The organism is Microcoleus sp. N9_A1, assembly GCF_036701795.1.
In the GTDB taxonomy this organism is placed as follows: Bacteria; Cyanobacteriota; Cyanobacteriia; order Cyanobacteriales; family Microcoleaceae; genus Microcoleus.
This window is the reverse complement of sequence record NZ_JAUBRI010000079.1, coordinates 1-26,962: the sequence shown is the minus strand read 5'-3', so window position 1 is coordinate 26,962 and position 26,962 is coordinate 1. Positions and strand designations below refer to the sequence as shown.

General features: G+C 44.8%; 23 protein-coding genes and 1 tRNA gene. 9 read left to right on the top strand and 15 right to left on the bottom strand.

Annotated elements, in window-relative coordinates; genetic code table 11:
- Positions 1–374: 374 nt before the first annotated feature.
- The 4 genes from QUA58_RS26480 to ndhL form a co-directional block, all read right to left on the bottom strand.
- Positions 375–1,022 carry a DUF6658 family protein gene (locus QUA58_RS26480; RefSeq protein WP_333247195.1) on the bottom strand — a complete coding sequence of 216 codons (648 nt, stop codon included), beginning with the start codon at positions 1,020–1,022 and terminating at the stop codon, positions 375–377.
- Positions 1,023–1,870: 848 nt separating this feature from the next.
- Positions 1,871–2,668: a tryptophan synthase subunit alpha gene (gene trpA, locus QUA58_RS26475; RefSeq protein WP_333247197.1), complete on the bottom strand. Its 798-nt coding sequence runs from the start codon at positions 2,666–2,668 to the stop codon at positions 1,871–1,873.
- A gap of 286 nt (positions 2,669–2,954) precedes the next feature.
- The gene (locus QUA58_RS26470) at positions 2,955–3,260 is read right to left on the bottom strand and encodes a DUF3007 family protein (RefSeq protein ID WP_333247199.1); all 306 of its coding nucleotides are present in this window, start codon (positions 3,258–3,260) and stop codon (positions 2,955–2,957) included.
- The gene (gene ndhL / locus QUA58_RS26465) at positions 3,261–3,476 is read right to left on the bottom strand and encodes an NAD(P)H-quinone oxidoreductase subunit L (RefSeq protein ID WP_193972727.1); all 216 of its coding nucleotides are present in this window, start codon (positions 3,474–3,476) and stop codon (positions 3,261–3,263) included.
- A 198-nt stretch (positions 3,477–3,674) separates the two neighbouring features.
- On the opposite strand from ndhL, the gene QUA58_RS26460 reads away from it, so the two are divergent.
- Positions 3,675–3,759: transfer RNA gene (locus tag QUA58_RS26460), tRNA-Leu, on the top strand.
- Positions 3,760–3,938: 179 nt separating this feature from the next.
- On the opposite strand, the gene QUA58_RS26455 is transcribed toward QUA58_RS26460, so the two are convergent.
- Both QUA58_RS26455 and QUA58_RS26450 read right to left on the bottom strand, forming a co-directional pair.
- On the bottom strand, positions 3,939–5,714 hold the full coding sequence (locus QUA58_RS26455; protein WP_333247201.1) for an ATP-binding protein: 1,776 nt from the start codon (positions 5,712–5,714) through the stop codon (positions 3,939–3,941).
- A gap of 415 nt (positions 5,715–6,129) precedes the next feature.
- Positions 6,130–8,841, bottom strand: a complete 2,712-nt coding sequence (locus QUA58_RS26450) for a DNA methyltransferase (RefSeq protein WP_333396967.1) — start codon at positions 8,839–8,841, stop codon at positions 6,130–6,132.
- Between the two features lie 306 nt (positions 8,842–9,147).
- On the opposite strand from QUA58_RS26450, the gene QUA58_RS26445 reads away from it, so the two are divergent.
- The 5 genes from QUA58_RS26445 (at position 9,148) to ureC (ending at position 13,642) form a co-directional block, all read left to right on the top strand.
- The gene (locus QUA58_RS26445) at positions 9,148–10,017 is read left to right on the top strand and encodes an urease accessory protein UreD (RefSeq protein ID WP_333247205.1); all 870 of its coding nucleotides are present in this window, start codon (positions 9,148–9,150) and stop codon (positions 10,015–10,017) included.
- 162 nt (positions 10,018–10,179) lie between these two features.
- Complete coding sequence (ureA, locus tag QUA58_RS26440; RefSeq protein ID WP_015179363.1) at positions 10,180–10,482, top strand: urease subunit gamma; 303 nt, start codon at positions 10,180–10,182, stop codon at positions 10,480–10,482.
- Between the two features lie 33 nt (positions 10,483–10,515).
- Positions 10,516–10,827, top strand: coding sequence for an urease subunit beta (locus QUA58_RS26435; protein ID WP_333396964.1), 312 nt, complete (start codon positions 10,516–10,518; stop codon positions 10,825–10,827).
- A 50-nt stretch (positions 10,828–10,877) separates the two neighbouring features.
- On the top strand, positions 10,878–11,879 hold the full coding sequence (locus QUA58_RS26430; protein ID WP_333247209.1) for a DUF91 domain-containing protein: 1,002 nt from the start codon (positions 10,878–10,880) through the stop codon (positions 11,877–11,879).
- Positions 11,880–11,884: 5 nt separating this feature from the next.
- Positions 11,885–13,642: an urease subunit alpha gene (ureC, locus tag QUA58_RS26425; RefSeq protein ID WP_333247211.1), complete on the top strand. Its 1,758-nt coding sequence runs from the start codon at positions 11,885–11,887 to the stop codon at positions 13,640–13,642.
- A 232-nt stretch (positions 13,643–13,874) separates the two neighbouring features.
- Here ureC and QUA58_RS26420 read toward each other — a convergent pair whose 3' ends face one another.
- From QUA58_RS26420 to QUA58_RS26380, 9 genes are all read right to left on the bottom strand, one after another.
- On the bottom strand, positions 13,875–14,219 hold the full coding sequence (locus tag QUA58_RS26420) for a hypothetical protein (RefSeq protein WP_333247213.1): 345 nt from the start codon (positions 14,217–14,219) through the stop codon (positions 13,875–13,877).
- Positions 14,220–14,390: 171 nt separating this feature from the next.
- On the bottom strand, positions 14,391–14,723 hold the full coding sequence (gene crn3, locus QUA58_RS26415; protein WP_333247215.1) for a CRISPR-associated ring nuclease Crn3/Csx3: 333 nt from the start codon (positions 14,721–14,723) through the stop codon (positions 14,391–14,393).
- 43 nt (positions 14,724–14,766) lie between these two features.
- Entirely contained in the window at positions 14,767–15,696 is a 930-nt protein-coding gene (locus tag QUA58_RS26410; RefSeq protein ID WP_333247217.1) for a DUF192 domain-containing protein, read from the bottom strand.
- A 19-nt stretch (positions 15,697–15,715) separates the two neighbouring features.
- Positions 15,716–17,479, bottom strand: a complete 1,764-nt coding sequence (locus QUA58_RS26405) for an NAD+ synthase (protein WP_333396962.1) — start codon at positions 17,477–17,479, stop codon at positions 15,716–15,718.
- An 87-nt stretch (positions 17,480–17,566) separates the two neighbouring features.
- Positions 17,567–17,860: an isochorismate lyase gene (locus tag QUA58_RS26400; RefSeq protein ID WP_333247220.1), complete on the bottom strand. Its 294-nt coding sequence runs from the start codon at positions 17,858–17,860 to the stop codon at positions 17,567–17,569.
- Between the two features lie 70 nt (positions 17,861–17,930).
- Positions 17,931–18,680 carry an NrtR DNA-binding winged helix domain-containing protein gene (locus QUA58_RS26395; RefSeq protein ID WP_333396960.1) on the bottom strand — a complete coding sequence of 250 codons (750 nt, stop codon included), beginning with the start codon at positions 18,678–18,680 and terminating at the stop codon, positions 17,931–17,933.
- The gene (locus QUA58_RS26390; RefSeq protein ID WP_333247224.1) at positions 18,641–19,240 is read right to left on the bottom strand and encodes a nicotinate-nucleotide adenylyltransferase; all 600 of its coding nucleotides are present in this window, start codon (positions 19,238–19,240) and stop codon (positions 18,641–18,643) included. Before QUA58_RS26390 ends, QUA58_RS26395 begins: the two co-directional genes overlap by 40 nt.
- 76 nt (positions 19,241–19,316) lie before the next feature.
- Positions 19,317–20,720, bottom strand: a complete 1,404-nt coding sequence (locus QUA58_RS26385; protein ID WP_333396958.1) for a nicotinate phosphoribosyltransferase — start codon at positions 20,718–20,720, stop codon at positions 19,317–19,319.
- Positions 20,721–20,931: 211 nt separating this feature from the next.
- Positions 20,932–21,111: a hypothetical protein gene (locus QUA58_RS26380; protein ID WP_333158420.1), complete on the bottom strand. Its 180-nt coding sequence runs from the start codon at positions 21,109–21,111 to the stop codon at positions 20,932–20,934.
- Between the two features lie 108 nt (positions 21,112–21,219).
- Here QUA58_RS26380 and QUA58_RS26375 point away from each other — a divergent pair, with 108 nt between their 5' ends.
- From QUA58_RS26375 to QUA58_RS26365, 3 genes are all read left to right on the top strand, one after another.
- Positions 21,220–21,369 carry an isochorismate synthase gene (locus QUA58_RS26375; RefSeq protein WP_333049849.1) on the top strand — a complete coding sequence of 50 codons (150 nt, stop codon included), beginning with the start codon at positions 21,220–21,222 and terminating at the stop codon, positions 21,367–21,369.
- A 1,233-nt stretch (positions 21,370–22,602) separates the two neighbouring features.
- Positions 22,603–24,390, top strand: a complete 1,788-nt coding sequence (locus tag QUA58_RS26370; protein ID WP_333396956.1) for an NHLP bacteriocin system secretion protein — start codon at positions 22,603–22,605, stop codon at positions 24,388–24,390.
- A gap of 143 nt (positions 24,391–24,533) precedes the next feature.
- A complete protein-coding gene (locus tag QUA58_RS26365) occupies positions 24,534–26,744 on the top strand; it encodes an NHLP family bacteriocin export ABC transporter peptidase/permease/ATPase subunit (protein ID WP_333396953.1) in 2,211 nt (736 codons plus the stop codon).
- Positions 26,745–26,962: the final 218 nt, after the last annotated feature.

Sequence of the window (26,962 nt, the reverse complement as noted above, 5' to 3'; positions counted from 1 at the left end):
TTTACGTGAGAGTAAGGGGTGTGAATCCCTTAGTGGAGTAGGCTCCACGTGCCGAACGACCTTTCAGGTCGCGCCCCCAACGAACCGGACAGGGCATTTGGATTGTGGTGAAACCCCCCTGCACTCTACTTCCAGGCTAATAGCCCTCCCAGGGGTTAAAACCAAATCAAATAGTAATAGGCAGTAGTCTTCACAGGACTTTACCTAGATTCCGACAGGGGTTTTAACCCCTGTCGGAATCTAGCTTCCCGAGAAGGAAACAGCGTTATTTGATATTAGTTGATCGCGTCTGCCACTGTTTCTGCCACTCGTTGAGTTATTTCGAGATATCGATTCACTTTCCAGCGAACCTTGTTCGAGGCATCTTCAGCGTTCTATTGTGCATCTCGCGCTGCATCATTGATATTTTCTTGGCCGCCGCTGGTACCGTATCTCAGGGACTCAGTACCCTCTGATACTCTTTCTTTTGCTCCCTCGGTAGCTTCTTTAACAATATCTTTTGCTCCCTTCAAGCCTTCGCGAGTGTTTTCTTTAAGATTAGCAAAGCCTTGTTTGGTTTTGTCGCCAAAGTCATCAGCTTTGCGCTGGGCTGTGCGAGCATCGTCCTTCACCTTTTGGCCAATTTGGTCGAGTTTGTCAGGCGCGTCATCCGCTACCCGCCGTACATTTTCGCCTACATTGTTGCTAGATTTCGTGTCAATGCGTTTCTGGGCTTGATCTTTGAGAAGCTGAGCTTTTGCTTCTGTTGTTGTCATCTTTTTGTTTCTAGGATCGACATCGCTGTAATCGTTCATGCCGCCTTTGAATTCGGAAGTTACAGCCCCTGAAGGCACTTCTTCTCTAATTTTGTCGGCAGTTTTTCCTACCTTCACATCAGTTTTTCCTACTATCGCATCAGTGTTTCCGGCCGTCACATCAGGGCGGCTGCAGGCCGTACTCACTAATACTAAAATGCCAGCCAGAAACACTGTTAAAATTTGTACAGCTCGAATTTTTTTCAGAAATGCAGTTAGTCTCTTCATAAAAATGCTCGGTAAGTGGGAAACAAGCGTGGCTTGAGCCCTGAGAGGGAAACGACGCGGCGGTTTCAACCGCTTTGAATCCCCTTTCTGGGTTGGAGAGGTATGGTTGCCCCTCCGATGGAGATATGGTTGTCTCCTTTCTCCCTTGCGGGGTAATGTTCGCCTCGACCTGGTTATAAAGGCTTGTTAGACCTGCAACACTGTTTCAGTGACTTTAAAACTGTTTAATTGCAGATGACAGAGCGGAAAACTGGCGTCGCATTCGCCGGTGTCGTGACCTAAATAACGTCTCCGCCATGCGGGGGGTCTGGTCAGAACAGCTTGCAATTTCTTACAAGCTCAGTGGCACTTAGCCCTGAGTTCCTGACAAAAATGCTCCTTTCTATTGTGAGATGATCAAATGCCTGGTGGTTCTGTAGATGGCTAGCCTTACCAAATTAGGCACTTAAACACTTTTTTTACTATACGAATAGAAACCGTAGCTTTTCATCTATCCCAAGTTACATTCCTTAAGTTATAGCAGAAGGAAGAAGGAAGAAGGAAGAAGGAAAAAGGAAGAAGGAAAAAGGAAAAAGGAATGGACAATCCTCAATCTTCTACCAATTATTAAAAGTCGCAGCACCCCGCGCAGGACAAGGCAAAGTCGTTTCCCTACATAGCTGTTTGGTTCTCTGTGCGGGCACTGCGTAGAAACGTTTTGCATTTTGGGATCAAAAAAAACCTTCTAGTCAGGAACTAGAAGGAAGGTGGTGTATTATCTCAAGTACAACAAGGTCTTTAATCGCAATTGTGGCGGCACATCCCGATCGCACACATCTGTCTAATGGCTGAAAGTATCTGTACAGTTGCTAATCATTTTGAATCGCTGTTTTGAGACTTTTGCAGAATTCGCCGATCGCCTCTAAACCCTGTTCTGGAGTACCTTCTGCCAAGCGTTTGACAAAAGCACTGCCAACAATCACAGCATCTGCACCCCATTCTTTCACTTGGCGAGCGTGTTCGGGTTTCGATATACCAAACCCGACGCCGATGGGTTTGTCGGTGATGCTTCGGAGTTCTTGCAGCAACTCTTTTGCTCTCGTTTCTAAGCCTTCGCGTACTCCCGTAACCCCCGTCACGCTGACCAAGTAAATAAATCCTTGAGACTCCCGAGCGATCGCTTCTATGCGACTTTTGGGACTTGTGGGAGCAACTAATAATGTTAGTTCAATCCCTAATTTGTTGGCAGGTTGGATGAGACTGTCAGCTTCTTCTAAGGGCAAGTCTGGGACAACCAATCCCTGAACTCCGGCACTTTTGATTTGTTGCAAAAAGGTTTCTATACCTCGGTACAAAATCGGGTTGTAGTAGGTAAAGAGAATAATGGGCGATCGCAAATTCGGACTAACTTTCGCTACCATTTCCAGCACCGCATCTAACCGCGTTCCCCGCTGTAGAGCCCTTGTAGCAGCGGCTTGAATCACCGGCCCGTCAGCTAGCGGGTCAGAATAGGGAACCCCAAGCTCGATCGCATCTGCACCGTTATCATCCAAAATTTGCAGTGCTTTAGCTGTTGTCTCCAAGTCTGGGTCGCCAGCAGTAATAAAAGGAATCAATGCACATTGGTGGTTCTTGCGTAACGTTTCAAAACAATTAGAAATAGTCATTAGGCAGTTGGCAGTTGGTTGTTGGCAGTTGGTTGTTGGCAGTTGGTTGTTGGCAGTTGGTTGTTGGCAGTTGGTTGTTGGCAGTTGGTTGTTGGTATTAGCTAATAACAACTAATATCATGTCCGATCGATTAACCATAATATCCCGGTCGGGGCGGGTTTTTGAGATTGTCAATTATTGGCAGGTATTGTTGGCTCACGGGCCCCTACAAAAATCGCGGTCGCTCGACCGGACATGATATAACCACTAACCACTGACAACTGACAACTGACAACTAACCACTGACTAACTATCTTTTTCCTGCTCAATTTCCGCTTGAAGTTTGGCTAATTCTTCAGGAGTGAGTGCATCTAGCTGCTTCTGCAAAACAGCATCTTTGTACTCTTTCAGTTGCTCGCTGTAGGTCATACTTTGAGTCAGCGCTCGAAATAAATAAGTCACCAGCCAGCCAATCAAGCCAGCAACCAAAAATAACTGACTCCAAATGCCTGCATTCATGCTGTCGAGTCCGGCGAATTGCAGTAGCAAGTAGACCAAGCCACCCGCTACAAAAAAGCCGAGACTGATTCCAATTACGTCAATACGTCGCATTTAGGCTTCTATCTGCCGCCGTTTGGGGCGAAAATTCAAAAACGGAGCTAGGAGGAACATACCTGGGAAGAAGAAGAACATCAAGAAGTACATGAAGCCACGCTCAAAAGAGGTAGCCACGTACCAGCGGCTGTTCAGGTAAGCGTAGGTGGCCGCGGGTACTACCAGGAGGTAGGCTCCTGCCAAGACGGCGTAAAGCAGTAAGGTAATATACATAGATTTGCTTTAGGGGAATAATAACACGGGTAAGTCAGTTGACAGGCTGCGTTAGCTGGTTAACTATTGTACCGCTTGGGGAGATCCAGCGCGACTTTTGGGAATTTTTTGATTAGGGGTTGCGTAAATTGGGGTTTTGGCTGTAGAATAAAAGGCTGTTGCTGTCAGTGAATCAAATCCACAGCAATTTGACAAAAGGGGGGTGTGGCGGAATGGTAGACGCTACGGACTTAAAATCCGTTGACCCGAAACGGTCGTGTGGGTTCAAGTCCCTCCACCCCCATCAAATTCTATCCTTTGTGAGTTAATAAGCTGTTGCGGCATTTAACTTTATTTTTTTCGGGCGATGCTCAAAGCCCACCCCACAATAGTTTTAATAAAGAGGATTCTTCAAGTTAGATGCGCGCCAGCTTGTAGTAATTCTTGCAAGATTTGTGGGATGGGCTTCTAGCCCGTCCTATATTACGCAGCAACTGGCAAAGTAATCGCAAATTCCGTGCCCTGTCCTATTTGAGAATTTACCTCAATTTTGCCGTGATGCTTGGCAAGGATTTGATAGGAAATAGCCAATCCCAATCCAGTGCCTTTGCCGATCGACTTTGTAGTAAAAAATGGGTCAAATATCTGTTGGGTACTGGCGGAGGCAATTCCCGGCCCGTTATCCCGAATCTTGACGGTGACAGTATTGTCGGCTGTAATTTCCGTGCTAATCCAAATGGTTGGCGAATAGCCTTTGTCTTCCTTTTTCACCTCCTCCAGCGCATCTATTGCATTACTAATAATATTCATAAATACTTGATTGAGTTGGGCTGGATAGCACTCAACCGCAGGCAACTTGCCGTATTGTTTAATAACTTGAATACCTTGTTTGAGTCGGTGATTGAGAATGACGAGGGTGCTATCAATTCCTTCGTGAATATCGGCTGATTTCATTTTTCCATCGTCCGATCGCGAAAAATTCCGCATGGATACGACAATTTCGCGAATGCGATCGGCTCCCATTTTCATCGAACAGAGGGTTTTTGGTAAATCTTCTCTGAGAAATTCGAGTTCAATGTCTTCGATGCGCTCTAAAATTGCATCTGGTGGGTTGGGATAGGATTGTTGATAGAGAGTTACCAAACCAGTCAAATCTTCGATGTATTGCTTGGCATAGTCAATGTTGCCACCGATGAAGTTGACGGGATTATTGATTTCGTGGGCTATCCCTGCAACCATTTGACCGAGAGATGACATTTTTTCGGTCTGAATTAATTGGGATTGAGTTTGTTTTAGTTCTTGTGTATACTCGCTAACTCGCTGAATCAATTGATTGAAAGAGGCCGCTAAAACTCCGATTTCGTCTTCGGTTTTGACTGGTACTTGCAGGTTGAAGTTCGATTCGCGAGTGACTTGCTGAGCAAAATTAGTGACGGTTTCGATGGGTTGGGCGATCGCGCGGCTAGTTTTGCGAGCAAGTAACACGGCGATGAGTGCTGAAATTAGCATACTCCCGATAATAATTCGGTTTCGCAAACCTTCAGTTTCTTCTAATGCTTCCACTCCTTGCAGTTTGTGAACTTCTACTGCAGCAATTAGCTCGGTTAAACTCTGAGCAAAGTTATCTAGTACGATCGCCTCTTGACCGCTGCTAGTCCTCAACATTTGTAGCTGTGCGGACTCGATTCTGTTGGGTGGCAAGTTCCAAACTTCCGCTTCTTTTAACTGCAATTTAATTAGCTGAGCGTAGTAATCAATAACGATGGCAGATCTCTTCAATATAGCCTGTAATGCTGCCTCTTCTGTTGGTAATCCCTGGGGATTTTCTCGTGCGAAAGATTCAATTTCTGAAATCAGGATTTTCGCCTGATTGATTTGCTGGACAAACCGATCGTGCTCGTATTGCAGCCACAGCGTGTTTCCCAAAACGGCCGGCAATCTCGCTGCGTGCGATCGGGCTTCAAATACGGTATTTTGCAAATTTTGCAGCAGTTGCTGCTGTTGCCCAGCAACATTTACCTGAATTAAAGCTTGCTTGCGAAAGTAGTCTCCGACTTTCAGTCCCGTACCCGTGCCAAAAATCGCTATGCCAATCGCTAAAGCATAGCCATAGCTAATTTTTTGACCGATCCGCAAATGATTGAATCGTTCCCTCAGCCAATTTAAATTAATAAATGAATGCGGGAGCAAGTTTTTTTTAAGATAGCAATTTGACTCTACTTTACTATCTTGGCGCTGAGTGTGGGTAAATAATAACATTTAAAGTTCCTCCCAAAATAATCAGGAGTTGTTGACATCCTGCACAATTTTTTGTAAGTTTGAAAAACAGCCAAAACCGAAATTTATGGGTGTATCATTTAACCTGGGTTAAAACTTATAATATTTCGGCTCTTACTCCTGAAAAAATGCGATCGGGAGATCCGACAGTTTTTTTGGCTTTTAACTTTTGGCGTAATTTTGGGGCGGACAGTCGGTTGCGTACAAAATATTGAAACTATTTTTTGTCTTAAGTCCACCAGATAAATGCTGTTTTCGCTGCTAGCAGACGCAATTTAGCCGATCCCTTCTTAATTATCTCTGTTATTATGCGAGAATGTTTGTGATCTGTATCAACAATCTATGTGATTTTACGCAGATTTACAAAACTTATAATAACTGCGATTAGTATTTTTACTCAGTTGGGGACACAAGGTCCAACTACGGGTTCTCCCCGTTTTTCTTTTTCTGCCAGTTCTAGGTTTAATTCCAGCAGTTTTGCTAAGATATCGTCGCTGTCAGTAAATCCGTAAGCTGCATTACATTGGCGATCGAGCGCTTCATGGAGTTTATAAAGTTGGCTGGTTGGTTCTGCAAAAAACTTGTTGTAAAGCTGAGTAATTCCCCACTGTTTTGATGACATTTGTTGAGTGCGGTATTCGTGAAGTTCGACAGCAGTTGCGCGAATTTGCTCTACTAATTGCTTCGCTACTGTCTGGGGAAATGGGAAAGTTTCAAAACAGGTATTGTGGGTGTAAGCGATATCTGCTTTGAGAGTTGATTTTTGAGCGTGCATCCAAGTCCGGTGTACTTGAGATGAGAGAATGCCAAACACATAAAAATCATCAGAGGCAACAACTACTGATTTGTCTCCCGGCAGCCAGCTAACGGGGGCGGGAATGAAGACAGCCCATTTTGAAACTCTCGGCACAGTAAAGTAGTGAGATAACGGTGCGATCGCCTTTCTCATTGCAGGTCGCTTTTCCCCATATTTCCACCAATTAAGTTTAGTTGATTCTCTCCGATTATCATCCCGTTCAGGCTTTACATTAGCTTTCACGTATTCAAAAGGTAGCAGGTATTCACTCGCGTCTTCAATGTTCATATCATTAAAGTCAATAATCCAGCGTTCCGGCGTACCGTTAGGATTTTTTGCTAAATTTGCACCCATTGAAAATAGTTTAAGAACCTCTTGATTTTTAGCATCTGCTTTCACCCAATTCTCAACTTGTTGGTGAGTAACAATAAATCCTTTTCCAACCGGGATTACACCTTGAAAGCATCTGTTTGAATTAGCTAACAATTTCGCAGCTTGAGAAACATCAATCGTAGCTTGCAGCGAAGAATTAATATTTAAAACTGGGCGACCATCTAAATTGTAACGTTTCGGCTCTGACTTGCTCCAATTAACAATACTTACATGAACTTTAGCTTCACCCGACCAAGGTTGAGTAGAAATAGCATCATAAATATAACCGCCATTTTGAGCAATATAATCTAAACCAGCAGCGCGGTTTTTCCCTTGACTGATTGAATTAGTAGCCACCAAACCAGCCCGGCCATTAGTGCCTAAATTATTATGAGCAATCCGAAACCAATAAGAGCAAAAATCCACAGAATCTTTGACATCTGAAAACCGTTCAAATACGCAGTCAATATATTTGTCATTCAGTGTCATTCTCATATGCTTTCCCCCTAAAAATGGCGGATTTCCGATAATCGCGTCCGCCTTCACCCACTCAGTAAACAAAGCATCAGCACAGACAATATTTTGATCCAAAGTATCCAAAGGCAAAGAAGGTTCTTGCAATCCCAAATTATCAATCGCCACCTTGCGGCCAATCATCAGCGTCACCCGCGCCAACTCAACCGCAAACGAGTTAATATCCATACCATAAAATTGCTGCGGCGTCACTACTGAAAGGTAAACTTTTGAACCTTCACAGTCATTTAACTTATCTAACAATAACTTTTCAATCTGCTTGAGTTCCTGATATGCCACATAGAGAAAATTTCCCGAACCGCAGGCGGGATCTAGTACCCGATATCTACCTATTTCCTGGTGCAGTTTTTGCAGTTCATTAACTGTAGTTGCAGCTTGAATCCGTTCCTCCCAGTAATAAGTAATCGTTGGTAAAACAATCCGCCGAATGTCTCCCTCAGAGGTGAAGTGAATGCCATGTGCGTGTCGCTGTTTTTTATCATTCTTCAACGCCCCCTCAAAGATATTGCCGAAAATAGAAGGGCGTACTTTACTCCAATTTTGTTCGGCACAAACTTCTAATATTTTTAACTCTCCCGGTTGCAATTCTATGGGGTGAATCTCTGAAAATAAGCCGCCATTAAAATATTCCACACCTTTATAACGTCCCGATGGCGTGACTCCATCCTGGTTCATTGCTTGAAATAAGCTGCCTAAAACATCGTAGGTACTTGCCCCTTCCAGACAATCTTTGACGCAGCGAGTAAAGAGTCCTAGTGGCAAAAGTCCCCTATCTTCCGCAAACATTGCTAACACGCACTGCAACACAAATCGCTGGGCTTGAAGCTCATTAAATTTAGGAGATTTGCGCTCTTTTTCGCGCTCAATTAGCATTTCCAGCAACATCCCCATCCTGCTAGCAGCTTTTTCTGTAATCTCGACTTGATTATTTTTAAATATCGGGCGACGGACGACAGATTCCATAAAGGCAAAAGCGGGCGATCGCGCTGGCAATTGCTTTAATGCTATAATGTCTAAAGGTTCATCAGGCTGAAGGTCAAAATCGTAAATGTGAAATTCATCAAAATTGCACATCATCACGTAGCGAGGGCGATCGTCTTTTTTTAGGCGCAGATAATACCGCTCAGTTTGGGCGCGATACTCTCTTTTAGTTAAGTCTTCTCCCCGCTTTTTCATTTCAATCAAAACGTGCTTTTTCCATACCAAATCAGCAAATCCCATTTGACCTTTCTTGCTAGCTTTTTCGATGCGTTGTTCATAGGTTGCGCCTGCTTCTAATGTCCCCTCGTGACCGAATGCCTGAAAAAAGCGGTCTAAAAATACCTGTGCTTGTCCTTTTTCATCGCCTGTAATGTTTTGTTGGCAGTAGGCGACGAATTTGTGGAGGCTTTCGGGGGTGGCTGGCATGGGAGGATAGTTTTAAAGGCCTGATTAATTAGTATAATCTGCTATCTTGTATTATTGTTATCTTTTGTCATAGCCCGCCAGGGAATAAATTCCCTGTCTAGATAGCTTAAGTCCTCTGAAGAGGACTGAAAAGAATATTTTATATTTTTTAATTAAACCATTAAAAAAATCTGTTATGCTATTTATTTAGTCCTCTTTCAGAGGACTTGAGCTGTGAGCCAGGGAATTAATTCCCTGGCGGAATGTTGGGTAGCGGGTAGTAATACTATATTTTTTATAATGTCTATTCTTGAACTCTAAAAATCTGTGATTCAAAACTCGACTGAACAAGCTGCAAATAAGATAAATGGATGGCACGGCAAGCTCAATATAGTCTACGCCAACCGTGACGGCGCAACTCAAATCATTCACAATCAAATGCAAGCGCCCCTAAAGGTGCAGCGTCCGTTTTATCCAGAGGGTAAAGAGGTTTGTCACAGCGTCATCTTGCACACGGCTGGGGGAGTTGTTGGGGGCGATCGACTTTCCAGCCATTTTCACCTCCAACCCAACGCCAAAGCCTTGATTACCAGCGCCGCTGCTAGTAAAATCTATCGTAGCAGCGGACTAGAATCACAACAAAATATCGACATCAAACTAGAAGCCGGTGCTAATTTAGAATGGCTGCCACAGGAAACAATAGTTTTTGACGGCGCAATATATCGGCAAAATTTTCGGGTAGAATTAGCACCGCAAGCGAGCATTATGCTGTGGGAAATTACCAGATTTGGACGCACTGCTAGGGGCGAAAAATTCTTGTCTGGAGAATGGCAATCGCATACCGAAGTCTGGCAACAAAACAGCCCTTTATGGATTGACAGACAATTGCTCAAAGGTGGAGAAAAAATGCTCGAAAGTCCTCACGGCCTCGCAGGAAAACCCGTAGTCGCCACCCTCGCTTGGGTAGGCGAACCCGTCACCAAAGAACTCGTGGAAAAAGTGCGAAATTTGCCATCTGAGGCAACAATTTATCCGGGTAATTCCACCGGCGTGACTCGTATTCCTAACGGTTTGCTGTGCCGATATCGCGGTTCATCCACCACCGAAGCTAGAGACTGGTTTGTCAGCATTTGGCACTTGCTGCGCTTATCTTTTTCAGAACGCCCTTGCTGTTTGCCCAGAGTTTGGATAAAATAGGATGATATTTGAGTTTCAATGTATAGTTGCCCTCCTAACTAGATTATTCATCTCTCTCTTCTCTGACTCAGCGCCCTCTGCGCCCTTTGCGGTTAAATCATTCACCAACAACCGTAAAAGATATCATAATCAAATAATGCGATCGCCCTTACCAGAATAAAAATGCAACTCACCCCCCAAGAAAAAGACAAACTGCTGATTTTCACCGCCGCCCTGGTAGCAGAGCGCCGGAAACAAAGAGGCTTAAAATTAAACTATCCAGAAGCACTAGCCTACATTTCCGCCGCGATTTTAGAAGGAGCTAGAGACGGCCTCACCGTCGCAGATTTAATGAGCTACGGGACAACTCTCCTGACGCGGGAAGATGTCATGGAAGGCATACCGGAAATGGTGCACGAAGTACAGGTTGAGGCGACTTTTCCCGACGGTACTAAGTTGGTTACAGTCCACGATCCGATTCGTTAAATATTCCACCGCAACAACTCGCAGGAGATAGATATGATTCCGGGAGAAATGATGGTTTTAGCAGGCGAAATTGAATTAAATGCAGGGCGTGAAACAGTGCGCTTGCTGGTAGGAAATACGGGAGACAGACCGATTCAAATCGGTTCCCACTATCACTTTTATGAAGCGAACGAAGCCTTGGCATTTAATCGAGAACAAGCAAAAGGAATGCGGCTGGATATCCCCGCAGGTACAGCAGTCCGATTTGAACCCGGAGATGAAAGGGAAGTGCAATTAGTAGCGTTTGTCGGCAGTCGTGAAGTCTACGGCTTTAATGGGAAAGTGAACGGTAAGTTAGATGGGTGAGACTTGTTTGCCGAGCTTAAAAAGAATAATTAGTAGGATTATAATTCGATATGTCAGATCAAATTAGATTGTGGGAAATATCAAAGGATAAATTGAATGAAATTACAGAATCTAAGTTAGACTTAGAATCGCGTTTGGAAACCTGGTTAGATAATGATATTTCAATCCTAGCAGACGATCTCTTGGTAATTGGTCGGCAAGTGATTACTGATTATGGTGGAAAGCTTGACCTTTTATGTATAGATAGGAACGGAGATTTAGTCATTGTTGAGTTAAAGAAGGACAAAACATCAAGAGAAGTAACAGCACAAGCCTTGGATTACGCCTCATGGGTTAAGGATTTGTCAAAGGAGAGATTGACAGAAATTGCCAATGCTTATTTACTAACTAAAAATGGCAGTAACTTAGAAGATGCTTTTTGTGATAAATTTAGCTCAGAATTCCCTAATATTTTGAATTATCAGCACAACATTATAGTTGTAGCTGCACAGATAGATAGTAATTCTGAAAGAATTATTAAATACTTGTCAGAAACTTATGGTGTGAGGATCAATGTCGCAACATTCCAGTATTTCCGTGACTCAAGCGGTAGAGAGTTACTAGCAAGAAAAATGTTGATTGAGGCTGAAATAAAACCTGTAAATATATCCCAAAAAACTCCCAACTTGACCCTAGAACAATTATCTGAAATGGCAGATGACAAGGAAGTTGGAAAAGTTTATAGACTACTTTATGACGAAGTTGTACCAGATATATTTTGGATAAATACAACAACAAAAGGTCTGGCATTGAGAGAAAGATGTCGGAATGGCAAACTTATCTTAAATCTTTTGTTAACTGAAAGCACGCCTAGGGATGGTCTAAAAGTTAAGGTATACATAGATAGAATTTCCAACTATTTAAACATTGATGCAGAAGAGTTTGCTGATTTGTTACCTAACTATCAAGAAATAGAACAAGATGATTCCTTTGGTTTAATTGCTGAAGGATTCTTTAAAACAGAAGAACAGGTTAAGCAGTTTGTGGCAAAATTAAATCAAGTAAGGAGCTAATTAATATGAGTTACAGAATGGATCGTCGCGCCTACGCGGAAACCTTCGGGCCGACAACGGGCGATCGCGTGCGTTTAGCCGATACAGAATTATTCATAGAAGTTGAAAAAGATTTCACAACCTACGGGGATGAAGTTAAATTTGGCGGCGGCAAAGTCATTCGCGATGGTATGGGACAGTCGCCTATTTCTAATGCTGACGGTGCTGTTGACACGGTAATTACTAATGCTTTAATATTGGATTGGTGGGGAATTGTTAAAGCAGATGTCGGGATTAAAGACGGCAAAATTTACAAAATTGGTAAAGCCGGAAATCCTTATATTCAAGATAGAGTAGATATTATTATCGGGCCGGGTACAGAAGTTATTGCTGGTGAAGGAATGATTCTCACGGCTGGGGGAATTGACTCTCACATTCACTTTATTTGCCCGCAACAAATAGAAGTGGCGATCGCCTCTGGAATCACCACGATGATAGGAGGAGGCACTGGCCCGGCAACGGGTACAAACGCCACAACTTGCACTCCCGGCCCTTGGCATATGTACCGAATGCTGCAAGCAGCCGACGCTTTTCCGGTGAATTTGGGATTTTTAGGTAAAGGAAATAGCAGCCAACCTCAAGGATTAGTCGAACAAATATTCGCCGGTGCAATGGGTTTGAAACTCCACGAAGATTGGGGAACTACGCCATCGACGATCGACAATTGTTTGAGTGTAGCTGACGAGTACGACGTGCAAGTTGCAATTCACACCGACACTCTCAATGAAGCGGGATTTGTGGAAGCGACAATTGCCGCTTTTAAAAATCGGGCAATCCACACTTACCACACCGAAGGTGCAGGCGGCGGACACGCACCGGATATTATTAAAGTCTGCGGCCAAGCTAATGTTTTGCCTTCGTCTACTAACCCGACTCGCCCTTACACTGTCAATACTTTGGAAGAACATTTAGATATGTTGATGGTTTGTCACCATTTAGATCGGGGGATTCCTGAAGATGTGGCTTTTGCTGAGTCGAGAATTAGAAGGGAAACTATTGCTGCTGAGGATATTTTGCACGATTTAGGTGCGTTTAGTATGATTTCTTCTGACTCGCAGGCGATGGGAAGGGTTGGGGAAGTGATTATTCGGACTTGGCAAACGGCGCATAAAATGAAGGTGCAAAGGGGGATTTTGAACGGGCAAGATGCCCGTTCCACAGGGAATTTGGACGGGCAAGATGCCGGTTCCACAGGGGGAGAAAATGACAATTTTCGGGCGAAGCGGTACATTGCGAAATATACAATTAATCCGGCGATTACTCACGGAATTAGTCAGTATGTCGGTTCGGTGGAAGAGGGTAAGTTGGCGGATTTGTGTTTGTGGCGGCCGGCGTTTTTTGGGGTGAAACCAGAGTTGATAATTAAAGGAGGGGCGATCGCCTACGGGCAGATGGGAGATGCTAATGCCAGCATTCCGACGCCGCAGCCGGTGCATATGCGGCCGATGTTTGGCAGTTTTGGGGGGGCTATTGGGGCGACTTGTTTGACGTTTGTAAGTCAGGTGGCGCGCGATCGAGATATTGCCGCACAGCTCGGTTTGCAAAAGCCCACTGTAGCAGTTTCGGGCACGCGGCAAATTAGTAAAAGAGATATGAAACTCAACGATTATTTGCCACAGATGGAAGTCGATCCAGAAACCTATGAAGTGAGGGCGGATGGGGAATTGTTAACTTGCGAACCGGCAACAGTTTTGCCAATGGCGCAGCGATATTTTCTGTTTTAACTGATATCTTGCACCATTGTCAGCAACAGGCAAGATGCCTGTTCCACAAAATATAAATTTTCTTGTGGAACAGGCATCTTGCCTGTTCATAAAAGGCTAATTGACAATGGTGCAATATCTCTGTTTTAACCGATTATACAATCATGTAGGGGCGGGTTTTACAAACAATATTTGCCAAAAATAGACAATCTCAAAAACCCGCCCCCACCCAACGGTAAATCTTCGTCTTACTTCATTCGGGAGTTGATTTCGTGTTAGAAAAATTGAGCGATCGCACTATCAAACCCTGGCACAAAAACCAAAAAAAAAGTGCAATATTAATCCCGCTCAACAGCTTCGGTATTCCCTCCAGCAAGCTCGAAACAATCTCGTTTTTTAACGGCAGCGCTTCTGCAAAAAAGGCAACAAATAACCAACCAACGCCACTCAGCAGTAAAGCATAGGGAGTCGAGCGAATTTGTCTCCGAAAAGCTAATCCGTATGAAATTGCCAGCACGGCGTAAAATATGACAATTGTCACTTTCGGAAAACCCGCACGTCCCAGATGAACGTGGGTGCGAAAAACTTCATTGAACAAAAAGCACTGACGGGGTTGTCACCCCGTCAACCCAAAACGCTCTAATTTAATCACGACTCTCCTGGATTTGTGGTGGAAACAGTAGTGTGAGCGTGTCGCTAACGCAGCTAAGATGCCGCCACCACGGGAAGTTTTATTTTTATTTATTATCACCTAAAACTTAGGAGAGTCTTAATCAGTTGGTAAACTCAATTTTAATACCTGTCCAACAGATACCTCGTGCTTGTGCGTCGCTACTACCACCGCACCTCCTAATCGCGGATCGTAACATCCCACCCAAGCCGCAGGATGACATTCGTGCACTAAATACCCGTACAGCCAAATTGCTCCTCTACCTTCAATGACAATTCCTTGACTCAATTGAACGTCTGGAGGAAGTTTCAAACCTTGTAAATCATCGGGTGTGATGATACCGTCTTGAGTTGTAATTCGCAAGCGCAAATGTTGGTAAGCTAAACCGTCTTGAGTTTGATGGGGGATTATTTTTAATTCAATAGGATTCATTGGATGCACAAATGTTGAATGCTGCGATAAAATCATATACCTTTTAGGGTAAATTGGGAATCCGATCGCCAACTTTGAGTCCCAATTGGGCCGCCCTTCCGCCTCTGAGTTCAATAACTCCGTCAACGGGAACATCCGGGCCGTAGTTGGGGCAGGTGTCGCTAAAACACGGCGGTACGTTAGGAATTATCGCCTGCACGACGCCTTCGCGCAGAAAAATCATATCGAGTTCGATCGACACGTTTCTCATCCAGAAACGCACGTTTCGCGCGGGGGCGATCGGGAAAAACATTCCCCTGTCATCGGGCAATTCTGTGCGAAACATTAAGCCAATTGCTTGTTCTTCGGGAGTTTTTGCCACTTCTAGTCCCAGGGGGCGATCGCCCACAATAGTATTCACAGAAACTGGCAAAAGTTGACCCATATCTATCCCGCTAAACAGCGATATAAAGTTGGTTTCTGTCAGATTAGGGTTTCCCAAAATTACTCCTAAATAATTACCAGAATTTTTATCTTTCATCACAGTTTGGTTATCCGCAAGAGAAATATCTAAATCGCTAAACTTCATGCCTTCTGTCAAGACAATTTTATCATTTCCGTTGGCAAAATCTGTAATTATATCGGCTTCAGTAATAGTAGATGCGGCGGAGGTTCTTTCAATCACAAATAAATCATCCCCCGCGCCTCCTGTTAAGATATCCCCGCCTTCGCCGCCTATTAGCAAATCGTTACCCCGATCGCCAAAAATCCAATCGGAGTCTTGTCCTCCATAGATTGTATCGCTTCCCTGACCGCCAGACAGCGTATCAGCGCCTTCATTTCCTGCTAGCAAATCATTGTCCCGATCGCCAAAAATTCGGTCGTTTCCGCCCAAACCTTGAATAGTATCATTACCTGCAAATCCTCTAATCGTATCGTTGCTGAGAGTTCCCAGGAGAAAATCGAAGCCGAAACTACCGTCGATGTTAACCATTTTGCGTTTAATGATGCGTTTAATAAAATGAAGATTTGGCGATCGGCATCCGCCAACCGGTACCAAAAGCTCGATCGCTAATTTTCAAACCCGGGGCTGCTTGTCGCCGTTTAAACTCCGCTTGCCTCACTAATTTTACTACACGTTTAACCACCGCTTCATCGTGTCCTGCAGCGACAATTTGTTGGGCAGATTCGTGATATTCTATCAACCGCTGCAAGATGTCATCCAAAACATCGTAATCCGGCAAAGAATCTTGGTCAATTTGCCCCGGTTTCAGTTCAGCACTCGGCGCTTTACTAATAATATTAACCGGAATAATTTCTTGTCTCTGGGGCGGGCACGGGGGTGGGTATGGAGAGGGCGGGCACGGGGGCACCGCCCCTACATATCCGCCAGAATTCAGCCACCGACAAAGCGAATAAACGCGAGTTTTCGGGACATCAGAAATCACCGCCAATCCCCCATTCATATCGCCGTAGAGAGTGCAGTAACCCACCGCCATTTCCGACTTATTACCAGTCGAAAGCAGCAAATGTCCGAACTTATTAGAAATTGCCATCAACAGATTGCCTCGAATCCGCGATTGAATATTTTCCTCAGCAATCCCGAAAGTTGTGTTGACAAACAAATCGGCGAGAGTGCGATCGTAAGTTTTCATCAAATCGCCGATCGGCAATAGTTCGATCGCGATCCCCAGATTTCGGGCTAATTCCAAAGCATCATTAACCGAATGATCTGAACTATAAGGAGAAGGCATCAGCACCCCTAGAACATTTTCGGGCCCGATCGCGCAACTGGCGATCGTCGCCACCAAAGCCGAATCTATCCCGCCACTCAAACCAAGTACAACCTTAGAAAAACCGCACTTGCTGACATAATCTCGTACTCCCAAAACCAAAGCAGCCCAAATTTCGGCATCTCCCTCGGCAGGATGAAAACTTAAATCAGTTGTGGATCGGGCATCTTCCCCGATCCCGCCGCTGCCAACTAAATCTTGTTTAGCTGCGTCATATTCCAGCACCGCAAAATCCGTTTCAAAAGAAGCTAATACCTGAATCAAATCACCCTTTCGATTCAGAGCAAAACTGCTGCCGTCAAAAATAATATCATCATTTCCCCCTACCTGATTAGCGTAAACAATCGGTATCTCGCAGCGGATGACGCTGTGCTGCAACATCGCCGATCGCACTCCCCGCTTCCCCGCAGAATAAGGCGATGCCGACAAATTCACCACTAAATCTACACCCAATTTTGCCAAATCGGAAACAGGATCGCCTGCGTAACTGCGTTTACCCCAAAACTCCTCATTGTTCCACAAATCTTCACAAATTGTCACGCCGATTTTGAGTTCGCCAATAGAAAAGTAATTGCTGTTTTCTCCCGGTTCAAAATATCTATCTTCATCAAATACATCATAAGTAGGCAACAAGCGTTTATGAAAAACTTGTTTGACGGCGCCATTTTGCAACAAAACAGCGCTATTAAACAATGATTTTCCGCCGAGTTTAACAGCATTAGCATTAGGTAAGGCAGTGCCGGCTATGACTGCCAACTCCGGTGGCAAAGCTTGCGCCAGTTGCTCCAACTGTACACCTGCATCTGCAATGAAACTCGGATTGATTAACAAATCGCGCGGCGGATAACCGATCAGGGAAAGCTCCGGTGTTAGCAATAAGTTTGCGCCCTCAACCTCAGCTTTTTTCGCTGCCTCCAGAATTAGGTTGGAGTTGCCAAAGATATCACCAATCGTAGGGTTGAGTTGTGCGATCGCAATTTTCATATCACCAAATCACCTCATAAATATTGCTAACAGTCCGCCCGCGCGGACTCACTTTCCTATAGTTCTAGATTTGAATGTATAGAAACCTTACTCTGATTTGAAATGTTTCAACTCTTCCTCAATATAATAATTTACCAAATCCCGGTAAATATTTTCAACCACATCAGGATTCAAACCTGATTCTAAAGCCCACTCGCGCCGCTGCTGTAACATAGCATGAAAGCGATCGGGCGCTTTAACGCCAGCTTCACTCGTTTTGAACCTTGCTGCCGCGACGACGTATTTAAATCTCTTGCTCAAAGCATCGATCACTTCTCGATCGATGATATCAATTTCCTCCCGAACTTCGTGAATATTAGCGCATTCATCAGGGTCTTTCATAGTCTACACTCCTTAATAGCTTCTATTCTAATGTTACTAAATTGATCCCCAAATGTCATCCAAGGAACAGCTAGATAAACACCAACGGCTTATTTTTGAAAGGAGCAAAAGCGGCGGCATCAAAGCGGTACAAACTAGCAGGGCGGCCAGCCCTGCGCGAAACCTTAACACCGGTATCGCACAAAAAACCCAATTTCAACAATCGAGCTCTAAAATTAGAATAATCAGAAAAACTTTCCCCCAAAATAGTTGTATAAAGTTGATACAAATCGCTCAAAGTAAAAAGTTCCGGCAAAACTTCAAAAGCTACCGGGCTGTATTCAAGTTTGTTACGCAGTCGCCGATATCCGTATTCGAGAATTTGAGTGTGATCAAAGGCCAGCTTTGGAACTTGTTGCACGGGATACCAAGCAATGCCGCCGACACGGTGCCCGACACCCGCGACTACACTCCCAGCAATTAACTCAGCTTCCTCAAAGCGAACCAAAGCAAAATAACTAACCGAAAGATAACGATCGCCCCTGGTAAATTCCCGAGGATCGCGCCCTAGTTCTCCGAAAGTATACAATTGCTCCAGATACAAATTTTTTACCCGAATTTTCTCAGACAAAATTCGGTAAGCCGCATTTTCAAGAGACTCGCCCTGACGCACCAAAGTACCGGGAAGACTCCAAGAATCGATAAACGGTTCGTCTTGCCGCATTACCAACAGCACCAACAAGCGGTTCTGCACGGTATCGACGGAAAAAATAACATTATCTACTCCTACTTTAAAGTCAGCTAATGAGCAACCCTCGCTCTTTTTTGTGCCTCTTGCCATGCGTACAAATGCTCCCTATGGATGTAATCTTCGATGGTCGGAGTCAGAGCTTCCGTGTCTCCTGTTTCGCGATAGGAAGTAGAAGAAACATTGGGAGCACTCAAAGATGCGATCGCCACGTCTGCACCCATGCGCCTCAACTGCCACAAATCTAATTGCTCTGACGGATAACCGGGTCGTGGTACTATCAGCAACTCCACTTGTTTTAACAATTGTTCAAATTTGTACCAGCGAGACAATTGCCCCACCAAGTCCGAACCTATTACCAGCGTCAAATCTGCATTCGGCCACAGCAATCTTGCTTGTTCCACAGTTTCCACCGTCCTCGGACTGCTGAGTTCTGGATGCAAGCAAAGATTGTGTCTGGGGGAATTAATTTCTTGAATCATTAACAGCAGCATTGCCGATCGGTGTTCTAGAGAAGTCTGGTGCGACTTAAAAGGATTGTCCGACGCCCAAACTGCTACCCAATCAAAATGTTGGGAAAGCCAATTCAGGATAGTTTTGTGTCCGGCTGTGGGCGGATCGGCACTGGTTCCAAAAAGAGCAATCTTCTGCATAGGGAATCGGTAATTGGTAATTGGGAATTGTTGACTGTTGACTGTTGACTGTTAAATGTTGACTACTGACTACTGACTACTGACTCTTTTTCGTTTTTTGGGTGAGACTCTGCAAATCTGTAGAAATTTCCACTGAGGGCGAAATCGGGTTGTCAAGTTGGCGAGTTTCGGGTCGAAGACTGGCGACAGAAGCAGCAGTGCGTTTGGCGATCTCCTCCAAACTTTCCGGGTTCTGGACTCGTTTGCCATCCTTGACAACCAACTCCATTAATGGTAGGTAAGAATCGCAATTGTGAATAGTTTCTCCCGACAATCCCAAACAATCTCCGAGAATTTGCCCATTTTCAATATGTCTAAAAATTTGCTTTCTTCCTGGATATGTTACCTTGTCGCTTGCCTCTTTCATCACCGGAATTCCGTCAATTTCCACCAACTTATAAACACCGTTGACAGGGGAACCGCTGACCAACTTGGTTCCCAAACCGTAACCGTCAATGCAAGCGCCGCTGCTTTTTAATTTAGCAATTTCTCGATCGTCCAAATCGCCGCTAGCAAAAATTGGAACGCCCGGAAGGATCGATCGAACTTCCCGAGACAGCACCGCCAAATCGCCGGAATCCAGCCGCACGCCTTCCAACTGCATTTCACCACTGTTTACTTGATCGGCCAACATCCGCGCCGCCGCCACAGTATCATAAGTATCGATCAGCAGCGGCGCCCCCGGAAAATAGCGGTGAAAAGCTGCAAACGCCTGATTCTCGCTACCTTCGAGGGCAGCCACAGCCATTACCAAAGCATGGGCGATCGTACCGACAGGTTTGCGGCCCAACTTCAAAGCAGCCAAAACATTAGAAGTTCCGTCAAACCCCGCAGCCAGAGCCGCCCTAGCCGCCCACACAGCAGCTTGAGGCCCAAAAGCCCTGCGCGTCCCGAATTCCAGCAACTTAGCCTCCGGGCCAGCCACATCGCGCAGCCGCGCTGCCCGCGTCGCAATCAAAGTTTGATAATTTATGGCATTCAATAAATAAGTTTCCACTAACTGAGCCTGCCACAGAGGAGCTTCAATTCGCAGCAGAGGCTCGTTGGCAAACACCGCAGTCCCCTCGGACACCGCCCAAACATCGCCAGTAAAACGGGCTGTGGCGAGTAAAGTCCAAAATCGCTCCGGGGCACCGGCAAAAATTCCAGTGGACTGCAAAGCCTGAATTTGCGTCGGCGAAAACCGAAATTTTTCCAAATAATCGATAACTTGAGCCAAACCCATCGCGATCGCGTAGCCAAAACCCTCTGGCAGCCTGCGCGCGAATAATTCAAAACTCGCGGCCCGCCCGTCGAGCCCTTCCCCGACGTAACAAGCGGCCATCGTTAGCTGGTAGAGATCGGTCAAAAGGCTGTAATCTGCTGAAGAAACCGTCAGTTCCCGGTCTTCTAAGATTTCTTCAAAACCTGTGAGCTGCAGGCTTTCTGTCGCAGTTTCCATAAGAAAAACCCCGGACAAACTTCTTTTTCTTAATTATAGTGACAAACACCATATCTTTTTGTAAATATTTGATGAAGATTGCAGATATTTGTCGAAAAAATTCGCTGATTATGCCCTTTAATAGCGGATTTTGGTTGATTTGTACATTAAAATTATGGTAAAATCCATATAAATACTTAATTTAACAAACTCAGGAATTAAGCATAAAAACTCAAGCGTTCCGGGTTTTTTGCGAAAATATTTCGTTGCAGCCTTTGAATAGAGTTAGAAAACTCGGTTTCTGAGCGTCGAAGGGCGATCGCGACTGCTTGAGTTGAGCCAGGAAAAATCTATCAGCAAAAGGTCGATCGTCCAAAAATGTGTAATGTCTCAAACCTTCAGCTTGCTTCATTGTTGCAGACCAATAAGTAATTCAAATAAATATTGCTAAACTCATCCACAGCCCAAAAATCCGAGTAATATTAAAAGTATCAGAACCCAGACAAGAGAGGCAGATTCTATGAATCTTTCTAAATCTTTGGCAAACGCGATGCGTTACGTTTCGGAAGCAGCGGTGCGGATTTTTAGCCCCAGCGATGACAACTATCCAAATAGTGGAGTTCAACCTTTTGAGGGTAAGCTCTCCAAAAGTTCTAAGTCGAGAGAATGAACAGCCATTCCGGCAGTTTCTCGTGAGTTCGGCACCGGCATTCAGTTTAACAGTCAACAGTTAACAATTAATTGTTGACTGTTAACTTTGGACTTTTGACTTTGACTGTTAATAGTAATTGTAGGTGGGGTTTCCCTTCCTTCTACCCAACATACAATTACCAATCACCAATTACACTAAACTTCCCAAATTGACAAAAAGCATATTCAGTGTAGTAAGCTTTTGAAACAAAGATTTTTGCCCCTGTTTTACTGCGTATAAGTTAGAGAAATACCAAGCAAAACGAGAACCTTTTGTTGCACTAGGGTTGGTTCAGTAACCTGATCAAAAATCAAACTATATAGCAATCCTTGCAGGAATCATAATTTTTTACCCCACCCCAACCCTCCCCGATCCCGCGGGGAGAAAGTAAGAAATTCACAAATGATGCGAGCGAGGATTGCTATAGGAGATATACTTGCAGAGGGAGGCATTAGAAATCCCATTTGAGCAGATTGCTTGAGAGATGATTTCTTGAGGGATTTATCATTTTTTTATACCTGAACAAAAAGTATTAGCTTTAGACCCAGTTGAGTATTTTGCTGAACCCAAAAATCGGGATTGAGGAATAGTCAAGCGATCGCAAAAACCTCAAATATCGGTAATTGCTTTTCCTTTTCCTCCTAATCAACGAAGTTCTGAACAGTTTTTCTTCCAACCTCCTTGAACTAAAATGTTGCACCATTCTCAATTAGCTGTAGGGGCGGGTTCGCGAGTAGCCTTAAAGGTTGCAGACAGGTAAAATAGACCCGCCCTCCCTTATCTTTATTGACATTGTTGCAAGATCTTAGTTGAACAAATGGCACCATATTTTAAGTTGCTACTTCGATACCTAAGAGTAATTCTACCCATAGACAAAAGTGTTTTTAGCTTAACTGGTTACAATGTGTAGACACTGGCTGCGGGCGATACCTAGCCGAAAGTTCGGGTCATTCCCCCGTCTGAAGACTGGCTATAAGCTGGTCTTTTTGTTAGCTGAAAACTCTACTGTTAGTTAGGTCTTACGAGGGTTAATTGTCGTAAAGTGATTTTACAGGCAAGCTGCAAACAGGAGTGAGAACATTCAAGTAATTTCACGGAAGCTTTGAACGTTTGTTGGGAAATTGTTTGTGCCTCAATTAACTTGCAAGGAATTTCCCCTTCAAATACACCCCTGCTGACAGCCGCGATCGCACTTTATGAAAGGAGTAGCTGATGCAGGCAAAACAAAACAAACTTTTCACTACCGAAGCGATCGATCGCTTATCTTCACCGGAACGCCTCGACCAAATGATGCAGGTGGTCAGTCCTCGATCGTGGCTGCCGCTAACTGCTATTGGCTGTTTGGTGGCTGCTGCGGGCGTTTGGAGCGCGATCGGGCGAATTCCGCTGACTGTTTCCGGTCAAGGCGTGTTGCTTCTGCCCCGCCGAGTCGTGCAATTTCAAGCTGCTAGTTCCGGTCAATTGGTAAAGCTCAATATCAAGCCGGGAGATGCAGTGAAACGCGGTCAGGAAATCGGCAGAATTGATAAACTAGACCTCAAGCAGCAGCTAGAGCAAGAAAAAGCGAAATTAGCTGAACTGCAAGGGCAAAAACAAGATACTAATAAGCTGCAAAAACAGCAGATTGCCCTCGAATTAAAAACCCTCGAACAGCAGCAAAAAGACCTTCAAGAAAGCTTGAATAGGGAGTCAGTTGCACCAATATTGCACCAGCAAAGTATGGCTGCATTAGAGCAAAAACGCCAAAGTTTGGAAGAAAGTTTACGCCGCGAACAAATTGCGCCGGTACTGCGGCAGCAAACTCTGACAGCATTAGCAGAAAAACGCCAAAGTTTGGAAGAAAGTTTGCGGCGGGAACAAGTTGCACCGATATTGCGGCAGCAAACTCTGGCCGCGATCGCCAAAAAACGGGACAGTCTTTTGCAGCGAAAGCAGCACATCACTTCTTTGGTGGAAACTTTACAGCAGCGCTTTGAAACTCGCCGCGTTCTTTACGAACAAGAGAGGGCGATTAGCGAGGATGTAATGCTGCAAGCGAGACAGGAATTCGCGGACTCTCAGACGCAACTGGCGGATATTGAAACGCAGTTAAAGGAACTCGACGTTCAGAAAACCAATAGCGATCGCGAATTCCTGCAAAATCTCAATAAAATTGACGACATCAAAAACAGCCGGCAGCAACTCAAGGTTGAAGCTACCAATACCGAACGGGAGTACCTGCAAAATCTCAACCGCCTTAACGAAATTAAAAACAATCTCCAAGAACTTAAAGTTCAGAAAAGTAACGCCGAACGAGATTACCTGCAAAACCTGAATAAAATTGACGAAATCAAAACTAAGATTAAAGACATGGAAACCCAAGCGGTCAAACTAGCTCAACAAGATTTAGAGAAGTCGATCGCCCAAACAAATCAAATTCAGGAAGTTAAACGCAAGATTGCCCACTTGCAGAATCAGTTGACCGCCGACAGCAAAATTACCAGCCAATACGACGGCCGCGTTTTAGAAGTTAGCGCCGTTGCAGGTCAAATGCTGAACATCGGTACAAGGATCGGGACAGTTGAATCTCAAAATGCTCGCGAAAAAATGGTCAGTCTTGTTTATTTTGCTGACAGAGACGGCAAGCAAATTAAACCGGGAATGACTGTACAAGTTACCCCTAGCGTCGTCAAGCGAGAGCGCTACGGCGGCATTGTCGGCAAAATAACGCAAGTTTCTCCTTTTCCCGTTACTAATCAAGATATGTCGGCAATTATCGGCAATGAAAATTTGGCTGACAGCATCTCGAAAAACATCGCTGGTGGCGGTGCTCCCGTGCAAGTTTTTGTGGAATTGCAGGAAGATCCGAACACTATCAGCGGTTACAAATGGTCTTCCTCGAACGGGCCTCCTCTCAAGATTTCCCCCGGTACTACTGCGCTAGTTCGGGTTCAAATCGGGCAGTTAGCGCCGATTTCTTACGTGATTCCTATTTTTCGATCTTTGACAGGAGTTTACTAACAACAGGACTGACGCATGGGTAGTCAGAAACCGGGTTTTTTACCTAATCTGCTCGCCCTCACGAAGTATTTTCGTAAAAAAACCCAGTTTCTAGGTTCCGGTGCGTCAGTCTTGTTCATTTACTAATTACCCGTTAATAAACAATGAAAATTCCCTGGATTGACAAATTTTTTACGCCGCGCAAATTAAGGCGGGTTCGTACTCCCACACTGTTACAAATGGAAGCAGTAGAATGCGGTGCTGCTGCTTTAGGAATTATTTTAAATTACTGCGAACACCCGGTACCGTTAGCTCAATTGCGGAGCGAGTGCGGCGTTTCTCGCGATGGCAGTAAAGCTTCTAATATCCTTAAAGCAGCCAGAATTTACGGCTTAGATGCTAAAGGGTTTAAAAAAACTGTTGAAGAATTGAAAATTGTACCGCCGCCTTTTATTATTTTTTGGAATTTCAATCACTTTTTGGTGGTTGAGGGGATGAAGAAAAAGCGCGTTTACCTTAACGACCCCGCATCGGGGCCGAGGACTGTTTCCCTTGAAGAATTTAAGTCTGCTTATACTGGCGTTGTTTTGACTTTTGAGCCTGGGCCTGAGTTTAAAAAGGGTGGAAAGAAACCGAGTATTGCCAGTGCTTTAGATTCCCGATTGCAAAGTTCCCGTTGGGCGATCGCATTTTGTTTAATTGCTGGTTTATTACTGACTGTTCCCCGTTTGGCTGGCGCGGCATTTACCCAAATTTTTGTAGATGAAATTCTCGTCGAAAACCGTCACGAGTGGCTGCGACCTTTAATATTGGGAATGCTGTTTGCGGCGGCCGTCCAAGGGCTGCTAGCGCGGATGCGGCTTTTCTATTTGCGGCGGCTGGCAAACAAACTTTCGATTTCGATGTCGGGACAGTTTCTCTGGCATACTTTGCGCTTGCCTGTGGGATTTTACGCGCAGCGGTTTGCAGGTGAAATTAGCAGCCGCTGCCAAGTTAATGACAAGGTTGCTGAAATTTTATCGGGGAAACTTGCTGCAACTGCGATCGACGCGGTGATGATGGTTTTCTATGCGATAATTATGGTTATGTACGACTGGGTATTGACCAGCGTTGCCGCTGTTTTTGCAGCATTAAACTTTTTGGCACTGCAATCTTTATCCCGCAGCCGCGTCGATGCTAACACCAGATTAGCTCAGGAAACAGGTAAGGTGGGCGGTGCTGCAATCGCAGGCATTCAATCTATTGAAACTGTCAAAGCTAGCGGTTTAGAATTCGATTTATTTTCTAAGTTTGCCGGGTACTATGCCAAAATGAGCAACGCCCAGCAAGAATTGGCTTTGCCCACTCAAATATTGTCAATATTACCAGCATTTTTAACGGCATTAGCCGCAACTGCTATCTTAGTTGTTGGGGGCTTGCGGGTGATGAACGGCGGTTTGAGTATCGGGATGTTAATTGCCTATCAAAGTCTCACTCAGCAATTCCTCGGACCTGTTAACAACCTGGTCAATTTTGGCGGCACATTGCAAGAATTAGAAGCCGATTTAAGCCGACTTGATGACGTTTTACAAAACCCGATCGATCCAGAAGCAGACCGCGATTCTTTTAATAGTGGAAACGACCGCGGCGCGATCGCACCAGATGCTTTTCACCTGCAAGGAAGTATTGAATTGCGGAGTGTCAGTTTTGGCTACAGCCGCTTGGAAGCGCCGCTAATTGAAAACTTGAACTTAACCGTAAAACCTGGTCAGCGGGTAGCGTTAGTGGGGGGCAGCGGTTCGGGCAAATCTACTATTGCTAAACTTGTTACCGGACTTTACGAACCAATGAATGGCGAAATTTTATTTGACGGGGTTCCCCGCAATTTGATTCCGCGTTCTATCCTAGCAAATTCGCTGGCAATGGTCGAACAAGAGCTATTTCTATTTGCCGGCACTGTTCGGGAAAATCTCACGCTTTGGGACCCGACAGTACCAGAAGCAGATTTAGTGCAAGCGTGCATTGATGCGGCAATTCACGAACTTATTTTGAATATGCCGGGAGGATACGATGCTCAACTCAATGAAGGGGGAACAAATATGAGCGGCGGACAGCGACAGCGCTTGGAAATTGCCAGGGCATTAGTGAGGAATCCAGCGGTGTTGGTGCTGGATGAAGCAACCAGTGCTCTGGATGCTGAAACTGAGTTAATTATCGATCGCAATTTGAGGCGTCGCGGTACTTCTTGTATTGTGGTTGCTCACCGCTTGAGCACGATTCGAGATTGCGATGAAATTATTATGCTTGCAGGGGGGAAAGTAGTTCAGAGAGGCACTCATGAGGAGTTGCAAAAGCTGGGAGGGCCTTATGCTCTTTTGGTTGGGAACGAACAATAAATAGCAGAAATACAGTAGCCAACCCGACATTCCGCCAGGGAATGAATTCCCTGTCTAATAGCTAAAGTCCTCTGAAGAGGACTGAAATGAGCGATGGTTTTATAGGGCTATTCAGTGTTGGCTATAGAGTCTTAGCTATTCAGTCGGTTTTAACTGAGATCTTGCACCATTCTCAATTAGCCATACTGCCAACCACTAACAGTGATGTCAAAACCCTG